Consider the following 18,751-nt stretch of genomic DNA (forward strand, 5'->3'; position numbering starts at 1 on the left):
CCCTCCCTCCCCCCCCCCCCCCCCTTCCTCCCCCCCCCCCCCCCCCCCCTCCCCCACCCCCCCCCCCCCCCCCCCCCCCCCCACGGAGCCGGGTTCCTACCGGCGCAGCACGGCCTCGTCGCGCTCGATCTCGCCGTTGCGCCGGTCCAGCTTCCTGTTGAACTTCGCCAGCGGCTCGGCCTTCGCCGGGTCCGCCTCGACGGCTGCCGGGGCGACGCCCGCCCAGCGCAGGATCGCGGCGGTGGCCTTCGCCCTCTGGGCCTCGGGGAGACCGGAGACCCGGGCACCGTGGTTGCCGCCGGGGACGGTGAAGACGTAGCTGTCCTTCGACCCGCGCCCGAGCCGGAAGGGCTCCGCGCTCCACGGGTCGTTCTCGCCGTTGACGTACATCATCTGCCGGGCGTTGCGCTTGACCCAGCGGTCGATGTCCCGCATCGCGCCCCGGTCGAACGTCATCGGGATGGAGCGGGGCACGAAGTTGCGCGGGGGCTGGTAGCCGTAGCGGCTCAGCTTGCGGAGCCAGGGCTGCTTGATGTCCGGCGAACCGAGCTCGGTGCCCGCCTGGTAGTAGTACGGGGTGTACGGCTCCAGGCCCTGGTCCGTGTAGAAGGAGAAGCCGGAGATGGCGTCGACGGAGTTCCAGATGTCGTCGTCGGTGGCCTTCTTGGCGTCGGCCGGAATGTCCGCGCAGTCGGCCAGCAGGCTGTACTGCCAGAACGCCCACCCGTAGTCCAGGACCGTGGCCTCGTAGGCGCGGTCGAGGGAGCCGGTGGTGTTGAAGGTCCAGCCGTTGGCGGCGGCCTGCTCCTTGTACTTCTTCTGGAGCGGGGCCCGGCGGATCAGCGCCTCGCGCTGCACGCCTGCCAGCTTGTCGCGGCACTCCTTGGTGCCGACGTTGCGGAAGAACCGGTCGTACGCCGAGTCCGCGTTGTTCACGACGTCGTTGGGCGCGACGTAGGCGACGACGCCGTCCATGTCCTTCGGGTGGAAGCGCTCGAAGTACGTGGCGGTCATGCCGCCCTTGGACCCGCCGGTGGCCAGCCACTTCTTGCCGTAGATCTTCTTCAGCGCCGTGAACACCCGGTGCTGGTCGTCGGCGCCCTGCCGGATGTCCAGCTTGGACCAGTCGGCGGGGGCCGGACGGGACGGGGTGAAGAAGCGGTACTCCAGGGAGACCTGGTTGCCGTCGATGATCTGCGTCGGCTCGCTGCGGCTCGGGTTGGTCGAGACCTTGTAGCCGCTGGTGAAGAACACCGTCGGGCGGTTCACGTCCTTGTGCAGCAGGGTGAGGCGCTGCTGGAACGTACCCCTGTACGGATGCCGGTGGTCGACCGGCTGGGTGTAGTTGAGGACGAAGTAGCGGTACCCCTCGTACGGCTTCTCCTCGATCAGACTCATCCCCGGGATGGCCAGGATGCGGTCCTTGATGTCCTCGCTGCTCGCTTCGCCGCTTCCGGCAGCGCCGCTGCTCTGCTTCGCGGTCGGTTCAGCGGCGGTGGCCGCACCGGCCGAGGCCCCCGTCGCACCGGCCGTGCCTATGAGCACCGCGAGCGAGAGAACCCCTGTGAGCGCCTTGCGCATGCACCCTCCCCTTGATTCACAACAGTCGCCGTGAACTTATCGGGGCAACACACGCCACGCCAGACCCAGTTGTCCGTGACAGCGCGTCAGCCCACCGTCAGCACAGAATCCAGCCGGTGGACACCGACCTACCGGCGATCGAGCCGGTGGCCCGGACACACCGGTTCAGCGCGCTGACCTTGACCGGGCCCGCCATCTTCGTGAACGAGCCCTTGTCCGAGACGACGCGGCCGCCGCGCGGCTGGAGGGCGACGCTCATGGCCCGCCGCTTCCCGGGCTTCTTGGCGACGGTGACGGCACAGACGTGGGCGCGGTTCTTGTAGACGCGCAGCTCGCCCGTGGAGAACCCGACGGTCTTCGCCGGGCGGCCGGAGCAGGCGGAGGCGGCCTGCGCGGTGCCGGGTGCGCCGACCAGCAGCGCCGACCCGGCCAGCAGCGGCAGCACGAGGAGCTGGACCAGCATCGGCCGCCGCACCGCTCCCCCGGGTGTCGCCGGTCCCGTCGCCCTCATCATTCTTCCGAACACGCTTGCCCCCACCTGACATCCGTACGCACCACTGTGCTCCTGGCTACGACGCAGCAGGCCTTCGGGTGGTTGCGTCGCGCCGCTCACACCCCTGCGGGCTCGTCCTCCCCTATGCCCTCACCTATGAAGGCGCGCCACAGACGGGCGTACTGCCCGTCCCGGGCCAGCAGCTCGGCATGTGTGCCGTCCTCGACGACGCGCCCGTGGTCCATCACCACGACCCGGTCGGCGCGGGCCGCGGTGGTCAGCCGGTGGGCGACCACCAGCGTGGTGCGGCGGCCGGTGAGCCGGTCGGTGGCCTGGTTGACCAGGGCCTCGGTGGCGAGGTCCAGTGCGGCGGTGGCCTCGTCCAGGAGCAGGATGTCCGGGTCGACGAGCTCGGCGCGGGCCAGCGCGATGAGCTGGCGCTGGCCGGCGGAGAGGTTGCGGCCGCGCTCGGCGACCTCGTGGAGGTAGCCGTCCTCCAGCGTGGCGATCATCTCGTGCGCGCCGACCGCACGGGCCGCGGCCTCCACCCGGGCGTCGGTGGCGTCGGGCAGCCCGTAGGCGATGGCGTCGCGGACCGTACCGGCGAAGAGGTACGCCTCCTGGGGGACGACGCCGAGGCGGTGCCGGTAGGCGGTCATGTCGAGCCTGCGCAGATCGGTGCCGTCGGCGGTGACCCGGCCGCCCGTGGGGTCGTAGAACCGGGCGACCAGCTTCACCAGGGTCGACTTCCCGGCCCCCGTCTCGCCGACGAAGGCGACGGTCTGTCCGGCCGGGATGCGCAGGTCGATGCCGGAGAGGGCCTCTTCCTCCTTCCCGTACGCGAAGGAGACGTCCTCGAACGCGATCTCACCGCGCAGGGAGGGCACGTCGAGCGGTTCGTCCGGGGCGGCGGTCGAGGTGCGCTCGCGCAGCAGTTCCTGGATGCGGCCGAGGGAGACGGCGGCCTGCTGGTAGCCGTCGAAGACCTGGGAGAGCTGCTGGACGGGGGCGAAGAACAGGTCGATGTAGAGGAGGTAGGCGACCAGCGCACCGGTGGTGAGCGTGCCGTTGTCGACCCGGCCCGCGCCGACGATCAGCACGGCGGCCGCGGCGACGGAGGCCAGCAGCTGGACGAACGGGAAGTAGACGGAGATCAGCCACTGGCCGCGTACCCGGGCCTGGCGGTAGTGGTCGCTGCGCTCGGCGTAGCGGGCGGCCCCGTCGTGCTCGCGGCCGAAGGCCTGGACGATACGGAGACCGGCGACGGACTCCTGGAGGTCGGCGTTGACGCCGCTGATGCGCTCACGGGCCAGTTCGTACGCCTTGACGCTGCTGCGCCGGAAGAAGACCGTGCCGACGATCAGCACGGGCAGGGTCGCGAAGACGATCAGGGCGAGCTGGATGTCCAGGACGAGCAGGGCGACCATGATGCCGAAGAAGGTGACCACGGAGACGAACGCGGTGACGAGCCCGGTCTGGAGGAACGTGGAGAGCGCGTCCACGTCCGTCGTCATCCGGGTCATGATCCGGCCGGTCAGCTCGCGCTCGTAGTAGTCGAGGCCGAGCCGCTGGAGCTGGGCGAAGATCTTCAGGCGGAGCGAGTAGAGGACCCGCTCGCCGGTCCGGCCCGTCATCCGGGTCTCGCCGATCTGGGCGGCCCACTGGACGAGCACGACGGCCAGGGCGACCGCGGAGGCCGCCCACACCGCGCCGATCGAGACCTGGGTGACGCCCTCGTCGATGCCGTGCCGGATCAGGACCGGCAGCAGCAGGCCCATGCCCGCGTCGACGGCGACGAGCCCGAGGCTGAGGAGCAGGGCCCCGCCGAAGCCGCGCAGCAGCCGGCGCAGCCCGTAGGACTCCTCGGGGAGCACGGCGCGCGCCTCGTCGACGTCGGGGATGTCCGTGGCGGGCGGCAGGGCCTCGACCTGGGCGAGCAGTTCGGGCGTGGCGGGCGTGCCGTCGACGGTGGTGTCCCGCTCCTCCTCCCTGCGGATCCACAGCTCGGGCGTGATGCCGCGCTCCGCGTCGAACTCGGCGTCCAGCTCCTCCTGAAGGGCGCGGTCGCCCCCGGGGTCCGCCTCGGGGTGCGGTGGCCGGTGGCCGGGCGAGGTGCCGCCGAGCTCGTCGGGGTCGGTGAGGAGGCGGCGGTAGAGGGCCGAGGTGCGCTCCAGCTCCTCGTGGGTGCCGAGGGCGGCGAGCCTCCCGCCGTCGAGGACGGCGATGCGGTCGGCGAGTTGGAGGGTGGAACGGCGGTGGGCGATGAGGAGGGTGGTCCGCCCCTCCATCACCTGTTTCAACGCCTCGTGGATCTCGTGCTCGACGCGGGCGTCGACGGCGGAGGTCGCGTCGTCGAGGAGGAGCAGCCGGGGGTCGGTGAGGATGGCGCGGGCGAGGGCGACGCGCTGGCGCTGGCCGCCGGAGAGGGTGAGTCCGTGCTCGCCGACGGTGGTGTCGTAGCCGTTCGGCAGCTCGGCGATGAACCGGTCGGCCTGGGCGGCGCGGGCGGCCTGTTCGATCTGCTCCTGGGTGGCGTCGGGGAAGCCGTAGGCGATGTTGGCGCGGACGGTGTCGGAGAACAGGAAGCTGTCCTCGGGGACGAGCCCGATCGCGGAGCGCAGGGAGGCCTGGGTGAGCTCGCGGACGTCGTGGCCGCCGATCAGGACGGCCCCGCGTGACACGTCGTAGAAGCGGGGCAGCAGGAGGGAGAGGGTGGACTTGCCGCTGCCGGAGGCGCCGACGATCGCGACGGTCTCGCCGGGCTCGACGGTGAGCGAGAACCCGTCGAGGACCGGCCGCTCGGGGGCTCCGCCTCCGGCGTCGCCGTCAGCGGCGGAGGCGGAGCGCGGCGGAGCGTATCCGAAGCGGACGTCGTCGAACTCGATCCCGGCCGGGGCGTCGGCGGGCAGTTCCTTCGTGCCGTCCTTCATGGAGGGCTCGGCGTCGATGAGCTCCAGGACGCGTTCCACACCGGCGCGGGCCTGCTGGCCGACGGTGAGGACCATGGCGAGCATCCGGACCGGGCCGACGAGCTGGGCGAGGTAGGTGGAGAAGGCGACGAACGTGCCGAGGGTGATCTCGCCCCGGGTGGCCAGCCAGCCGCCGAGGGCCAGCATGGCGACCTGGCCGAGCGCGGGCACCGCCTGGAGGGCCGGGGTGTAGCGGGAGTTCAGCCGGATGGTGCGCAGCCGCCCGGCGAACAGCCTGCGCCCGACCTCGCGGAGTTTGCCGGTCTCCTGGTCCTCCTGGCCGAACCCCTTGACGACCCGGACCCCGGAGACGGCCCCGTCGACGACTCCGGCGACGGCGGCGGCCTGGCTCTGGGCGTACCAGGTGGCCGGGAAGAGGCGGGTGCGGGAGCGGCGGGCGATGAACCAGAGCGCGGGGGCGACGGCGAGGGCGACGAGGGTCAGCGGCAGCGAGAGCCACGCCATGATCACCAGGGAGATGAGGAAGAGCAGGATGTTCCCGATGGTCATCGGGAGCATGAACAGCAGCCCCTGGATCAGCTGGAGGTCGCTGGTGGCCCGGCCGACGACCTGCCCGGTGGACAGCTCGTCCTGGCGCTTCCCGTCGAGCCGGACGATGGACGCGTACATGTCCGTACGCAGGTCGTGCTGGACGTCCAGGGCGAGCCGGCCGCCGTAGTAGCGGCGGATGTAGGTGGCGATGTAGACGAGGACGGCGGCGGCGACGAGCAGCCCGGTCCAGACCGCGAGGGAGCGGGTGTGCTCGGTGACGACGTCGTCGATGATCACCTTGGTGATGAGCGGGACGAGGGCCATCACGGCCATCCCGGCGAGCGACGAGCCGAGGGCGAGCACGACATTGCGCCGGTACCGCCACGCGTACCCGGTCAGCCGCCGGCCCCACCCCTGTTGCTCTGCGCCCGTCACGCGTTGCCTCCCGTCCGGTTCGATCTTCCGGAAGGGACCAACACGGTGGGGGGCTGATTTCATCCCTCCGCGACAAAGCCCTCCGTGACAACACACCGGGCCAGGCCACTCTTCCGGGTGACTGTGCAAGGAAGCCAAGCGACATACACTTGAGCATCTATATGTTCCGATAGATGGAAACGCCCTATGTGATCGAGATCGAACCCGAGGTTCGGCTGTGGCTGATGAACCTGCCGTACAACGACTTTCTCGTGGTCGAGCACGTCGCCGACCTGTTGCGGGAGCGGCCCACGACGCTTGGGGAGCCGTACTCCCGGCATCTCGGCGATGGTGTCCGCGAGCTGCGGTTCAGCCTCGGCCGGGCGGGGCTCGCGACCCGGATTCCCTATTGGCTCGCGCCGGATCGCCGGATCGTTCTGCTTACCGTCTTCCGCAAGACCCGGCAGCGGGAGACGGCCGAGGTCGCTCGCGCCAAGCGCGCCAAAGTGCTCTGCGAGACCGAGCATCAAGCGGCTCACGATGTGTACACGCGCACAGCCGACGAGGAGAAGAAGGAGAAGCGGTAATGGTCAGCCACGCACGCTGGAAGTTCGCCCGCGACGAGAAGGTCGCGCAGGGGATCGCCGAGAGCCCCGAGGTGGAGCGGCGCCGCGAGGAGATCTCTCTCGCGTTCGACCTCGGGCAGGCCGTGTACGACCGGCGGGTCGCACTCGGTCTCTCACAGACCGAGCTGGCCCGGCGCGCAGGTATGACGCAGCCGCAGGTCTCGAAGCTGGAGCTCGGCGGCACCGTCCCCACCGTGCCCCTGCTGGCACGGCTGGCCCGCGCCATGGAAGCGGTTCTCCGGATGGAGCTGTTCGGCAGCAGCATCCACGTGACGTTCGCCGACCTCGACGACGACACACCGAACGAGGCAGGCGCGGAGCCGCCCTCCACGGAACCCGCGTCCGCCACCGAAGCGGAGGCGGACACGAGCACGGAGAGGGCGGCGGCCACCGGCTGAGGAATGCGGACCTACAGATGCGTCGGCTCGAACATCCGCAGCAGGACCGGGAGCACGACGACGGACGGCCCCGGGGCGGCCAGAGCCTTCGACAGGTCGGCGGCGAGGGACTCCGGTGTCGTACGGACGGCCGGTACGCCGAAGGACTCGGCGAGGGCGACGAAGTCCGGGCGGGACAGTTCGGTGGCCGTGGCCTCGCCGAAGGCGCCCGTCATGTACTCGCGCAGGATGCCGTAGCCCCCGTCGTCGACGATCAGCCAGGTCAGCGGCAGGTCGTACTGACGGGCGGTGGCCAGCTCCGCGATGGAGTACATCGCGCCCCCGTCGCCGGAGACCGCGAGCACCGGCTTCGTCGGGTCGGCGGCGGCTGCCCCGATGGCCGCCGGGAAGCCGTAGCCGAGACCGCCCGCGCCCTGGGCGGAGTGCATGGTGTTGGGGTGCCGGGCGTCGAACGCGGACCAGGCCCAGTACGCCAGGATCGTCATGTCCCAGAAGCTGGGCGCGGTGTCGGGCAGCGCCTCGCGGACGGCGGCGAGGACCTGCTGCTCCAGGGTGAGGTCCTGGGCGGCGATCCGGGACCGCACCTTCTCCAGCACCGTACGTACGCGCTCCGCGGCGCCCGCGTCCTGCCGCGGCTCGACGGCCTCCAGGAGGTCGGCCAGCGCCTCGCGGGCGTCGGAGTGGATGCCCAGCGCGGGGTGGTTGGACTCCAGCTTCCCGGCGTCGGCCTCGATCTGGATGACCCGGCCGCGCGGGCGGAAGGTGTGGTAGTTCGAGGAGAGTTCGCCGAGGCCCGAGCCGACGACGAGCAGGACGTCCGTGTCCTCCAGGAAGTCGGTGGTGTGCCGGTCCTCCAGCCAGGAGCGCAGCGAGAGCGGGTGCTCCCAGGGGAAGGCGCCCTTGCCGCCGAAGGTCGTCACGACCGGGGCGTCGATCTTCTCGGCCAGCGCGAGGAGCTTGCCGGAGGCGTCGGAGCGGACGACTCCGCCGCCCGCGAGGATCACGGGCCGCTCGGCGTTCGACAGCAGGTGGGCGGCGGCGATCGTCAGCTCGGGGCGCGGGTGGAGCTCGCGCGGGGTGGCGTCCATGGCGCTGACGACCGGCAGGGTCGTCTCGGCGAGCAGCACGTCCTGCGGGATCTCGACCCAGACCGGCCCGTGCGGGGCACTGAGCGCGGACTCCCAGGCGGCGGCGATCGCGGACGGGATCTGCGAGGCGGTCCGCACGGTGTGCACGGACTTCACGATGTCGCGGACGGAGGCCTGCTGGTCGCGCAGCTCGTGGAGATAGCCGTGCCGCCCGCCGCCGAGCCCCGCCGCCGGAATCTGGCTGGAGATCGCGAGGACGGGCGCGGAGGCGGCGGCCGCCTCCTGGAGCGCGGCGAGCGAGGTGAGCGCACCGGGCCCGGTGGAGAGCAGCAGCGGCGCGACCTCACCGGTGATCCGGCCGTACGCGTCGGCGGCGAAGCCCGCGTTGTTCTCGACCCGGAGCCCGACGTACGAGAGGGCGGAGCGGCGCAGCGCGTCGAACATGCCGAGCGCATGCTGCCCGGGCAGGCCGAAGACGGTGGTCGCGCCGAGGCCCTGGAGGGACTCGACGACGAGGTCACCGCCGTTGCGGCCGGGCGGCGGGGTCAGTACGGCGGCGGCCTGCGCGGGGGTGAGCCGCGGCCGGTCGTCGTGATCGTGGCTCACTTGGCGTCCTTGGCTTCCTTCGCCGCCGCGATCTGGCGGGACATGATCGTCGTCAGCTCGTACGCGGCGTGCGAGGCGGCCACGGAGGTGATCTCGGCGTGGTCGTACGCCGGGGCGACCTCGACCAGGTCGGCGGAGACCAGGTGGCAGGAGGACAGCCCGCGCAGGATCTCCAGGAGCTCGCGGGAGGTGAGACCGCCCGCCTCGGGGGTGCCGGTGCCGGGGGCGTGCGCCGGGTCCAGGACGTCGATGTCGATGGAGATGTAGAGCGGCCGGTCGCCGATGCGCTGGCGCAGCTGGTCGGCGATCTCGTCGACGCCGCGCCGCATGACGTCGGCGGAGGTGACGATGCCGAAGCCCATCTTCTCGTCGTCGGTCAGGTCCTGCTTGCCGTACAGCGGGCCGCGGGTACCGACGTGGGAGAGCGCGGAGGTGTCGAGGATGCCCTCCTCGACGGCCCTGCGGAACGGGGTGCCGTGGGTGTACTCGGCGCCGAAGTAGGTGTCCCAGGTGTCCAGGTGCGCGTCGAAGTGGAGCAGCGCGACGGGCCCGTGCTTCTTGGCGACGGAGCGCAGGAGGGGCAGGGCGATGGTGTGGTCGCCGCCGAGGGTCATCAGGCGGGCGCCGGTGCCCAGCAGGTCGTCGGCCGCGCCCTCGATGGTCTCGACGGCCTCGTTGATGTTGAACGGGTTCGCCGCGATGTCCCCGGCGTCGGCGACCTGTGCGAGGGCGAACGGGGATGCGTCCTGGGCCGGGTTGTACGGGCGCAGCAGCCGGGAGGCCTCACGGATCGCGTTGCCGCCGAAGCGGGCGCCGGGCCGGTAGGAGACCCCGGTGTCGAAGGGCACGCCGACCACGGCGACGTCGGTGCGGCCGACCTCGTCGAGCCGGGGCAGCCGGGCGAACGTCGCGGGCCCGGCGTACCGCGGGACGCGGGAGGAGTCGATGGGGCCGCGCGGCGCTTCGGTGCTGCTCATGGGGGTGTGCCTTTCCTTCGTTTTCGTACGGGTTTCGGATTTCGTACGGTGTCCAGTGTGCGGGGTGTTCCGGCGTGCCCCGAATCCGGCCCGGGGGCCCTCAGACGCCGGGCGGGCTCGGTTCGGCGGGGATATCCGCCGCGGCTTCGGCGTCCGGGCCGGCCAGGCAGACGACGATCACGGCGTGGTCGACAGCCACGGCTTCCTTTCGGTCTCGCGCAGACGGCAAAGGGCAGGTGGCAGATGCAGATGCAGGTGCGAGAAAGACGGTAGGTGGCCGACGGGCGGCGCTGAAGTGTACGTTTCCTCCATTCTCAACGTGCTGAATGGAGGAAACGTCCATGCCGACTCCGTCCGCGGGGGCTTCCTCGTCTTCTGCCGGGGCTTCCGCGGGAGCCACGCCGGTCAGCGGGCCTCCCACCCCGCCCATCCCGCTCGGGGAACTCCTGGCGAGCAAGGGCCTGGGTCTGCGCCGGATCGCGGGCCCGGCCGAGGCCGACCTCCTGTGGGTGCACACCTCGGAGATGGCCGACCCGTACCCGTACCTGCTCGGCGGTGAGCTGCTGCTGAGCGCCGGGGTGCTGCTCACGGACCCGGACCACTACGTCGCCCGGCTGGTGGAGGCGGGCGCGGCGGCGCTGGGCTTCGGGGTGCGCCCGGTGCACGAGACGGTCCCCGAGGCGCTGATCGAGGCGTGCGACCGGCACGGGCTGCCGCTGCTGGAGGTGCCGCCGGAGACCCCGTTCACGGCGATCGCGCGGGCGGTGTGGCGCCTGATGGCCGAAGCCCGCCACCGCGAGCTGCGCCGGGTGACCCGCGCCCAGCAGGCCCTGGCCTCGGCCGCGGCCCGCCCCGCCCCCGTACCGGCGGTGCTCCACCAGCTGGCGACGCAGCTCGGCGGCCGGGCGGTGCTGCTGACGGCGGAGGGCGAGGAGGTGCACGCGGCGGGGCGCCTCCCGGCCGAGGAGACGCACGCAAGGGGCCGCAGCCCGGTCGAGGAGACGCACACGGGAGCCCGCAGCCCGGCCGAGGAAACCCATGCGGCGAGGCGTCGCGCACCCCAAGGACCGACAGCGGAGGCGCTGGCCCGGCTGGCGCGGGTGGTCGCCCGCGTACGCCCCGGCTCCCCCGCCTCGGCCACCGACACCCACGGCGGCACCCATCTCTCGGCGTACGCCCTGGGCGGCGGCGAGGGCCTGGTCCTGGCCCTCGCGACCCGGCAACGGGAGCCCGGCGACCACACGGTGGCGGGCGTCGCGGTCGTCCTGCTCTCCCTCCTCGCCGCCCCTCACCAGGGCGCGGACGCGGCGGGCCGCTCGGCAGCCCTGGTCCGTATGCTCCTGGGCGCCTCCCCCGCCGAAGTGGCCCCGCTGGTCGGCCCCGAGGGCCCGTGGACGGTGGTCCACGCCCGCCGCACGGGCGGCACCCCCGCGGACGCCCTGACAGCGGGCGCCCTGGGCGCCTCGCTGGGCTCGGCCCTGGTGGACGCGGGGCAGGGCGGCGGGGACGCGGTACGGGTGCTGGTGCCGGGAGGCGGTGAGCCCACCCGGGTCGCCCCCCAACCCGGCTGGACGCTCGGTGCATCGGCCCCCACCCCCCTCACCGCTCTCGACGCCGCCGACACCCTGGCCGCCCGCGCCCTGGCCCGCGCGGAGGCGACCCGCGCCCCGCTGGCGGTGGACTCCCCCGCGAGCGGCCTCGCCGCCCTGATCCCGCCCGACCAGGCGGCCGCCCACGCCAGCACCCTGCTCGCCCCGCTCACCGCACCCCTGGCCGACACCCTGCGCTGCTGGCTCTCCCTGCACGGCAGCTGGGACCGCACGGCGGTGGCCCTCGGCGTCCACCGCAACACCGTCCGCCAACGCATCGGGCGGTGCGCGGCGTTGCTCGGCAGAGACCTGGACGACATGGACGTACGGACGGAGTTGTGGTTCGCGCTGCGGCAGGGGTGACGCGTATCGGACAGCGGTGCCCGGTCCCGGCGACCCTGGTGTGCACTCCACCCCCGCCCCTCGGTATGTTGCAGCGGCAAAGGGGGATCGCATGGCACGGGATTACGACAGTCAGCTGCTGGAATCGGTGGGGGTACGCCGACGCCGGATGCGGGACGCCCTGCTCTTCGGCGCCGGACGCGCGCGGCGCACGGCCGACGAGCGGCTCGGGAAGGTATTCGCGGGCATCGCCATCACCGCCGTGCTCTGCGCCGGGTGCGTCGGCTGGTCGTTCCTCCAGCACACCCTGGACAAACAGAAGGCCGAGCAGGAAAAGCAACAGCAGCAACGGCAGGCGCAGCGGTACGAGCCCCGGTGAATTTCTCCCGAGAGGCCGGAATAACGGTGCACTTTGCCCAATTGGCCCGAAATTCCGGAAAGTCGCGATGATAGGTTTCCGTAAATGGCGAGTACAGCAATAACATCCCGGACGGAACTGAGCCGGGTGACCCTCGTCGGCGAGCGGCGGCGGGCCGACATCGTGCTGCCCTCCGATACGCCTATCGGCCAACTGCTTCCGGACATTCTCCAGTTGTTGGACGACCGGGCCGCCTCGCGGCCGCTGACGCGGCAGCTGATCACCTCCGACGGCTCGGCGCTGCCGCACGACAGCACCCTGGCCTCGGCCGGGGTCAGCGACGGCGCCGTGCTCCGCCTGGTCAGGACCCACGCCGCGCCGCCCGCCCCGGTGGTCCACGACGTCACGGACCAGGTGGCCGACAGCCTGGACCTACAGGCCTGGCGCTGGCGTCCGGCCGTGCGACGGGTCGGCGCGGGCGCGGCGACCGTGGTGTTCGCGGTGCTCGCCGCCCTGCTGGCCCGCCGCGAGTTCCCGCTCGACGCGCTGGCCACCGCCCTCGCGGTCGTCACCGCCGTACTCCTGGTGGGCGGCGCGCTGATCTCCCGGCTCGGGTCCGGCAACCGCGGTCTGGCGACCGCGCTGCTGTTCGTCTCCGGCGGCCTCGGCGTTCTCACGGCCTGGACCGCCGCCGACGCGTACGGCTGGCCGGGCCCCGCCCGGCTCGCCGCGGTGGCGGCGGCGGTGGCCCTGGCACTGACGCTGCTCGGCGTCTTCTCCCCGCTGGGCCGCGGGGGCCTCATCGGGGCCGGGGCCACGGCGGCCGTGACGGCGGTGTGGGAGGCCGTGGCCGCGGTGGAGTCCGATCCGGCCCGGATCGGCGCGGTGATGGCCGTGTTCTCCATGGTCCTGCTCGGCATGCTGCCCCGCCTCGCCCTGATGGCCTCCGGGCTCACGGCGCTCGACGACCGGCGCTCGGGCGGAATGTCGGTGAGCCGCCACGACGTGTCCAACGCGCTGGCCGCCACGCACCGCGGGCTGGCCCTCGCCACCGTCGTCACCGCGGTGTCGGCGGCAGCCGCGGGCTGGCTGCTCACCCTGGCCGCGCGGCCGACCGTGTGGACGGTGCTCCTGTCCTCGCTGGTCGCGGTGGTGCTGCTGTCGAGGGCCCGCGCGTTTCCGCTGGTGGCCGAGGTGGTGGCCCTGTTCGCCGCCGCGGGGGTCCTGTTCGTACGTCTCGTGATGCTGTGGATGGAACAGGCGTCCGGGGCCGCGGGCCCCGTGGCCGTGCTCGGCGCGGCGGCGCTGCTGCCGCTGCTCGCCCTGGCGGTGGAGCCTCCCGAGCACGTACGGGTGCGGCTGCGGCGCACCGCCGACCTGGTCGAGTCGATCGGCATGGTGGGGATGTTCCCGCTCGCCATCGGGGTGTTCGGTATGTACGGCCAGCTGCTCAACAAGTTCTGACATCCATGTGCGGGCGGCTCCGGTCGGGGCGGCGGAGCGGAGAAGAAGGGCAGACATGCCGAACGCGGACAACTGGCAGGGCGATGTGCTGCGCGATCTGAGGGGTACGCCTCCGCGGCAGGCGGCGGGCTCCGGCGACCGGCACGGTGACCACCCCGGCGACCGTCCCGGCGGCCCCCCTGGTGACCGCCCTGGCGGCCTCCCTGGCGGCCTCCCTGGTGACCGGCACGCGGCGGGCCCCGACGGCGGCCCCCCGGCCGCCCCCGTACCAGCCGAGCACCTCGCCGCCGCCCCCGTACCCACCGAGCATCTCGCCGCCGCCCCCGCCGGACACAGCTCCCCGGCCACCCCGCCCACCCCGGCCCCGCGCTCCCCCGCCCCCCGGCCGGCCGGCCCCCGGCGCCCCTACCGGTCGCCCGACTCGCGGCCCGTGGTGGACGGCGCACTGACCGGCACGGCACGCAAGCCGCTGCGGGGTGAACCGCTCGTCGTCCGGGCTTCGCGCGCCGTGCGCCGTATCGTTTCCTCGTCGGCGGCCCGCGAGGTCGCCGAGCTCACCCGGACCGCCGGGACGCTTCAGCAGCCGGTCACGACCGGGCGGCAGATCGCCGTCACCTCCATCCGGGGCGGTGCGGGCAAGACGACCGTGGCGGCCCTGCTCGGCACGGCGTACGCGCACTACCGCCAGGACCCGGTCCTCCTCGTCGAGGCCGATCCCGCGCTCGGCTCGCTGCCCCTGCGCGTCGGCGCGGAGACTCTGCGCTGGACCACGGCCGATCTGGCCGACCTCGTGGAACCACAGATGTCGCTGCTCGACGTCACCGGCTACCTCGTCCAGCTCCCCGACAACGCCTGGCTGCTGCCCGGCAGTCAGGGCCGCATCGGGGCCATGCTGGACGCCTCCGCCTACGAGCGGGTCATGGTGGCGCTGCGCCGCTACTTCGGCGTGACCGTGGTCGACTGCGAGACGCTGCCCGCCGAGGTCGCCCGGGTCGCGCTCTCCGCCGCCCAGGCCCGGGTCCTGGTCGCCCCCGCCACGCTGGACGGCATCACCAGCACGTACGCGGTCCTCCAGTGGATGCAGGGGCTGCCCCGCCACATGATCGAGGGCACCGTGGTCGCCCTCACCGCTACGACGGCCCGCCCGGGGATCGACGTGGCGGCCGCCGCCGAGAAGCTCCGGTCCACCGGCGCGGCCGTGCACGTGCTGCCCCACGACCGGCATCTGGCGCAAGGCGGCGCCCTGCGCACCGAACTGCTCGCCCGGCCGACGCGGCTCGCCGCCACCCGGCTGGCCGCCGAGGTCTTCCAGCTCTCCCAGAAGCGCCGGTAACGCCCATGAGCACGCGTCTGATCCACCGCCCCGCCCGGACCACCCGCCCGCCGGCCGCCCCCGGGCCCCGCACCATCGAGGCCCCGCCCAACCTCCCCGAGGGCAAGGCGGGTAACATCGCGATGTCGCTCCTGCCCGTGGCCGGGGTCATGTCGTCGGTCGTGATGATGACGGTCGTCCGCAACAGCCAGTTCGCCGCACTCGGCGCGCTCGTCCTCGTGGTCACCGTCATCGGTTCCGTCGCCCTGCTCTTCTCCCAGCGCGGCAAGGCCCAGCGCACCCGTCGCACCCAGCGCGAGGCCTACCTCGCCTACGTGGAGGACCTGCGCGAGGAGCTCTCGGCGGAGGAGCGCGAGCGGCGTGAACACGCCGATGTGCTGAACCCCCCGCCGTACGCCCTGTACGACATCGTGCGCGACCCGGCGCGCCTGTGGGAGCGGCGCAGGGTCGACGACGACTTCCTGCGGGTACGGGTCGGCACCGGCGAGATGCCCGTACGGGATCTCCAGATCGCCGAGCCGGGGTCGACGGTGCTCACGCCGCCCGACCTCTTCATGCTCAACGAGGCGTCGGCGCTGGTGAACCGGTTCCGCAACGGCACCGAACTGCCGCTCACCGTCCCGCTGGACCGGATCGGCAACGTCAGCGTGATCGGCGCCCGCGAGGACTGCCTGCGGGTGGCCCGCGCGCTGCTCGTCCAGGCCGCCGCCCTGCACGCCCCCGACGACGTGGCGATCGCCCTCGCCGCGCCCGGCGACCGCATGGACGACTGGGAGTGGGCGAAGTGGCTGCCGCATCTGCTCGACACCGAGCGGTTCGACGGCCCGGTCGCCGCCCGCCGCATCGCCCCCTCCGCCCCTCAGCTCGCCCGGCAGCTCGGACCGGAGCTGCGCCGCCGGGCTTCGTACGCCGCCGAGGTCCGGCGCGGGCTGGCCGGGCGGGACGCGCTGTCGATGAACTCCCGGCTGCTCGTCGTCACCGACGGGCACGGCGAGGACGCGGTCGACCTGCCGCGCCCGGACGACGCCGTGAGCCTGCGCGAGATGGGCGTCACCGTCCTGCACCTGCTGGAGCGGCGGGTGCAGGAGCCGGGGCACGTCTCCGTACGCATCACCGTCGACGGCACGGACGTGACCATCGAGGACCTCCGGTCCCCGGAGCCCCTGGAGGCCCACGGCATGGTGGACGAGGCGGGCATCCCGTACGCCGAGGGCCTGGCCCGGATGCTCGCGCCGCTGCGGCTGTCCGCCGAGTCGCTCGCCGACGCCCCGCTGTCGGGGCCGGTCGAGTTCGCCACGATGCTCGGCATCGACGACGTGGCCCGGCTCGACCTGGACCGGCTGTGGGCGCCGCGCGGCGAACGCGCCTTCCTCCGTGTCCCGATCGGCATCAGCGACTCGCACGAGCCGGTGCTCCTGGACCTCAAGGAGTCCTCGGAGCTGGGCATGGGCCCGCACGGGCTGTGCGTGGGCGCGACCGGTTCGGGGAAATCGGAACTGCTGCGGACGCTCGTCCTCGCCCTGGTGGCCACGCACCCGCCGGAGGACCTGGCACTCGTCCTGGTCGACTACAAGGGCGGGGCGACGTTCGCCCCGTTCGCGGACCTGCCGCACGTGGCCGGGGTCATCACCAACCTGGAGAACCAGGCGGGGCTCGTCGAACGCGTCCACTCCTCCCTCGCCGGTGAGGTCAAGCGCCGCCAACAGGCCCTCAAGGACGCGGGGAACGTCGCCGACATCGGGGACTACGCGGCCCTGCGCGCCGAGAAGCGGCCGGATCTGGACCCGCTGCCGCATCTGTTCGTGGTGATCGACGAGTTCGGTGAACTGCTCACCGCCAAGCCGGACTTCATCGACCTGTTCCTCTCCATAGGCCGCATCGGCCGCTCCATCGGCGTCCACCTGCTGCTCTCCAGTCAGCGCATCGAGGGCGGCAAGCTCAAGGGCCTGGACACCTATCTCTCCTACCGCCTCGGTCTGCGGACCTTCTCCGCCGACGAGTCCCGCACGGTCCTGGACACCACGGACGCCTTCCACCTGCCTCCGCTGCCCGGATTCGGCTATCTGAAGGTCGACACGAGCCACTACTCCCGCTTCAAGGCCGGTTACGTGTCCGGGGGTTACCGCGGCCCGGTCCGCACCGCCGACGAGGAGGAGACCGGTCCGCTCGCCCTGCCGTACGAGGCGTTCAACACCCTGGCCGGACCGGACGAAACCAGGCACTCCCCGGAACCGGCGTCCCGCCGCCGCGAGACGGGACCCACCGAACTCGGCGTCATGGTCACCCAGTTGGCCGGTGCCGCGCCGCCCGTACGGAGCATCTGGCTGCCCCCGCTGCCCACCGCCACCGCCCTCGACACCGTCGCCGGTCCGCTGGACATCGGCCCGCACGGGATGCGGCTGGCCGGAGCGGGCACGGCGGGCGACCGCAGACCGCTGCGCGTCCCGGTCGGCCTGCTCGACGACCCGGCCCGGCAGTGGCAGGGCAAGTGGTTCCTGGACCTCACCGTGGCGGGCGGCCACGCGGCGGTGATCGGCGGACCGCAGTCGGGCAAGACGACGCTGCTGCGCACCCTCGTCCTCTCCCTCGCACTCACCCACACCCCGCGCGAGGTCGGCGTCTACGGTCTCGACCTGGTCGGCGGCGGCCTCCAGGCGCTGTCGGGCCTGCCGCACGTGGGCGGCATCGCGGGCCGCGCGGACCGGGAGCGGGCGGCCCGCACCGTCGAGGAGGTCCGCACCATGCTCGCGCTGCGCGAGGACCTCTTCCGCGAGCACGGCATCGATTCGGTCGAGCAACTGCGCACCCTGCACGCGGCGGGCAGGCTGCCCGAACTGGCGTCGGCCGAGATCCTGCTCGTCATCGACGGGTTCGGCGCGCTCCGCGACGACTTCGAGGAGCTGGACGACGCGATCGCCGACATCCTCAAGCGGGGCGGCGGCTACGGTATCCACGTGGTCGCGGGAATGCTGCGCTGGAACGACGTGCGCATCGCCATCCAGTCGAACTTCGGTACCCGCGTCGAGCTCCGGCTGAACGACCCCAGCGAGTCCAGCATCGACCGCAAGCTCGCCGAGACCCTGTCGCCGGACGAGCCCGGCCGGATCCTCACCGACGGGAAGCTCTTCGCCCAGGTGGCCCTGCCGCGTACGGACGGGGTCGCCGACGCGGTGGACCTGGGGGCGGTCCTGGAACGCACGGCCCGCTCGGTCCGCGCCACCTGGAGCGGCGAAGTCGCCCAGCCGGTACGGGTGTTGCCGCACGTCCTGGAGCCGCACACGCTGCCGGGCCCGGCAGCCGAGCCCACCCGCGTACCGATCGGGCTCGACCAGTCCGCCCTCGCACCCGTACTGCTCGACCTGTTCGAGCACGACCAGCATCTGCTGGTGCTGGGGGACAGCGAGTGCGGCAAGACGAACCTGCTGCGGACGATCGCGCACGGCCTGATCGACCGGTACCACGAGGACGAGCTGGTGTTCGCCGTGATGGACCCCCGGCGCTCGCTGCGCGGTGCGGTGCCGGAGGAGTTCAACGGCGGCTACGCGTACAACTCCAAGCTGTGCGCGGGCCTTTCGGCAGGCATCGCCACCGAACTGGAGAAGCGGCTGCCCGACGAGAACGCCCGCCTGGAGGACCTGGAGCCGGGCAACTGGGGAAAGGGCCCGCGCATCGTGGTCCTGGTCGACGACTACGACGTACTCACGACCGCCGGACAGTCTCCGCTGTCGGCGTTCCTCCCGTACATCCCCTCGGCGGTCGACATCGGCCTCCACTTCGTCCTGACGCGCCGGGTCGCCGGTGCGTCGCGGGGCATGTACGAGCCTTTGGTGCAGGGCCTGCGGGAGTCCGGGGCCTCGGCTCTGCTGATGACGGGCGACCGCAGCGAGGGCCAGCTGTTCCCCGGCGTGTACGCGTCCCAGCAGGCACCGGGACGCGGCGTGTTCATCCGCCGGGGCCAGCCGAACCGTCTGATCCAGACGGCGTACAGCCCGATGTGACCCGTATCCGTCCGACCGGACGG

At 72.7% G+C, this 18,751-nt stretch carries 12 protein-coding genes; 7 read left to right on the plus strand and 5 right to left on the minus strand.

Annotated features, from left to right (window positions below):
- Nucleotides 1–96 precede the first annotated feature (96 nt).
- The 3 genes from ACZ5WC_RS27745 to ACZ5WC_RS27755 all read right to left on the minus strand — a co-directional run bounded on the left by ACZ5WC_RS27745 (nt 97) and on the right by ACZ5WC_RS27755 (nt 5,970).
- Entirely contained in the window at nt 97–1,581 is a 1,485-nt protein-coding gene (locus ACZ5WC_RS27745; RefSeq protein ID WP_468543364.1) for a S28 family serine protease, read from the minus strand.
- Nucleotides 1,582–1,678: 97 nt separating this feature from the next.
- Nucleotides 1,679–2,044 carry a hypothetical protein gene (locus ACZ5WC_RS27750; RefSeq protein WP_468543365.1) on the minus strand — a complete coding sequence of 122 codons (366 nt, stop codon included), beginning with the start codon at nt 2,042–2,044 and terminating at the stop codon, nt 1,679–1,681.
- A 146-nt stretch (nt 2,045–2,190) separates the two neighbouring features.
- Complete coding sequence (locus ACZ5WC_RS27755) at nt 2,191–5,970, minus strand: ABC transporter ATP-binding protein (protein ID WP_468543366.1); 3,780 nt, start codon at nt 5,968–5,970, stop codon at nt 2,191–2,193.
- 173 nt (nt 5,971–6,143) lie between these two features.
- Between ACZ5WC_RS27755 and ACZ5WC_RS27760 the strand changes: the two genes are divergently transcribed.
- Entirely contained in the window at nt 6,144–6,536 is a 393-nt protein-coding gene (locus ACZ5WC_RS27760) for a type II toxin-antitoxin system RelE/ParE family toxin (RefSeq protein ID WP_468543367.1), read from the plus strand.
- Nucleotides 6,536–6,973, plus strand: a complete 438-nt coding sequence (locus ACZ5WC_RS27765; RefSeq protein ID WP_468543368.1) for a helix-turn-helix domain-containing protein — start codon at nt 6,536–6,538, stop codon at nt 6,971–6,973. The genes ACZ5WC_RS27760 and ACZ5WC_RS27765 overlap by 1 nt, the downstream gene beginning before the upstream one ends.
- Nucleotides 6,974–6,984: 11 nt before the next feature.
- On the opposite strand, the gene ACZ5WC_RS27770 is transcribed toward ACZ5WC_RS27765, so the two are convergent.
- Nucleotides 6,985–8,667, minus strand: coding sequence for a thiamine pyrophosphate-binding protein (locus ACZ5WC_RS27770; RefSeq protein ID WP_468543369.1), 1,683 nt, complete (start codon nt 8,665–8,667; stop codon nt 6,985–6,987).
- Entirely contained in the window at nt 8,664–9,644 is a 981-nt protein-coding gene (gene speB, locus ACZ5WC_RS27775; protein WP_468543370.1) for an agmatinase, read from the minus strand. The genes ACZ5WC_RS27770 and speB overlap by 4 nt, the downstream gene beginning before the upstream one ends.
- A gap of 341 nt (nt 9,645–9,985) precedes the next feature.
- Between speB and ACZ5WC_RS27780 the strand changes: the two genes are divergently transcribed.
- The 5 genes from ACZ5WC_RS27780 to eccCa all read left to right on the plus strand — a co-directional run bounded on the left by ACZ5WC_RS27780 (nt 9,986) and on the right by eccCa (nt 18,728).
- Nucleotides 9,986–11,596 (plus strand): PucR family transcriptional regulator, encoded by a 1,611-nt coding sequence (locus ACZ5WC_RS27780; RefSeq protein WP_468543371.1) that lies wholly within the window; start codon nt 9,986–9,988, stop codon nt 11,594–11,596.
- 91 nt (nt 11,597–11,687) lie between these two features.
- A complete protein-coding gene (locus ACZ5WC_RS27785; protein ID WP_096625666.1) occupies nt 11,688–11,954 on the plus strand; it encodes a hypothetical protein in 267 nt (88 codons plus the stop codon).
- Nucleotides 11,955–12,053: 99 nt separating this feature from the next.
- Nucleotides 12,054–13,397 (plus strand): type VII secretion integral membrane protein EccD, encoded by a 1,344-nt coding sequence (gene eccD / locus ACZ5WC_RS27790; RefSeq protein ID WP_468543497.1) that lies wholly within the window; start codon nt 12,054–12,056, stop codon nt 13,395–13,397.
- Between the two features lie 55 nt (nt 13,398–13,452).
- Nucleotides 13,453–14,730, plus strand: a complete 1,278-nt coding sequence (locus ACZ5WC_RS27795) for a MinD/ParA family ATP-binding protein (protein WP_468543372.1) — start codon at nt 13,453–13,455, stop codon at nt 14,728–14,730.
- Between the two features lie 5 nt (nt 14,731–14,735).
- On the plus strand, nt 14,736–18,728 hold the full coding sequence (eccCa, locus tag ACZ5WC_RS27800) for a type VII secretion protein EccCa (RefSeq protein ID WP_468543373.1): 3,993 nt from the start codon (nt 14,736–14,738) through the stop codon (nt 18,726–18,728).
- Nucleotides 18,729–18,751 lie beyond the last annotated feature (23 nt).

The organism is Streptomyces sp. NPDC033165 (genome assembly GCF_055577965.1).

What these genes read in the sequence shown, in the direction of transcription:
- ACZ5WC_RS27760 (WP_468543367.1), top strand. Translation starts at nt 6,144, where the DNA reads ATGGAAACGCCCTATGTGATCGAGATCGAACCCGAGGTTCGGCTGTGG.
- ACZ5WC_RS27750 (WP_468543365.1), bottom strand. Translation starts at nt 2,044, where the DNA reads ATGCTGGTCCAGCTCCTCGTGCTGCCGCTGCTGGCCGGGTCGGCGCTG.
- ACZ5WC_RS27780 (WP_468543371.1), top strand. Translation starts at nt 9,986, where the DNA reads ATGCCGACTCCGTCCGCGGGGGCTTCCTCGTCTTCTGCCGGGGCTTCC.
- ACZ5WC_RS27745 (WP_468543364.1), bottom strand. Translation starts at nt 1,581, where the DNA reads ATGCGCAAGGCGCTCACAGGGGTTCTCTCGCTCGCGGTGCTCATAGGC.
- ACZ5WC_RS27785 (WP_096625666.1), top strand. Translation starts at nt 11,688, where the DNA reads ATGGCACGGGATTACGACAGTCAGCTGCTGGAATCGGTGGGGGTACGC.
- eccCa (WP_468543373.1), top strand. Translation starts at nt 14,736, where the DNA reads ATGAGCACGCGTCTGATCCACCGCCCCGCCCGGACCACCCGCCCGCCG.
- ACZ5WC_RS27765 (WP_468543368.1), top strand. Translation starts at nt 6,536, where the DNA reads ATGGTCAGCCACGCACGCTGGAAGTTCGCCCGCGACGAGAAGGTCGCG.
- ACZ5WC_RS27795 (WP_468543372.1), top strand. Translation starts at nt 13,453, where the DNA reads ATGCCGAACGCGGACAACTGGCAGGGCGATGTGCTGCGCGATCTGAGG.
- speB (WP_468543370.1), bottom strand. Translation starts at nt 9,644, where the DNA reads ATGAGCAGCACCGAAGCGCCGCGCGGCCCCATCGACTCCTCCCGCGTC.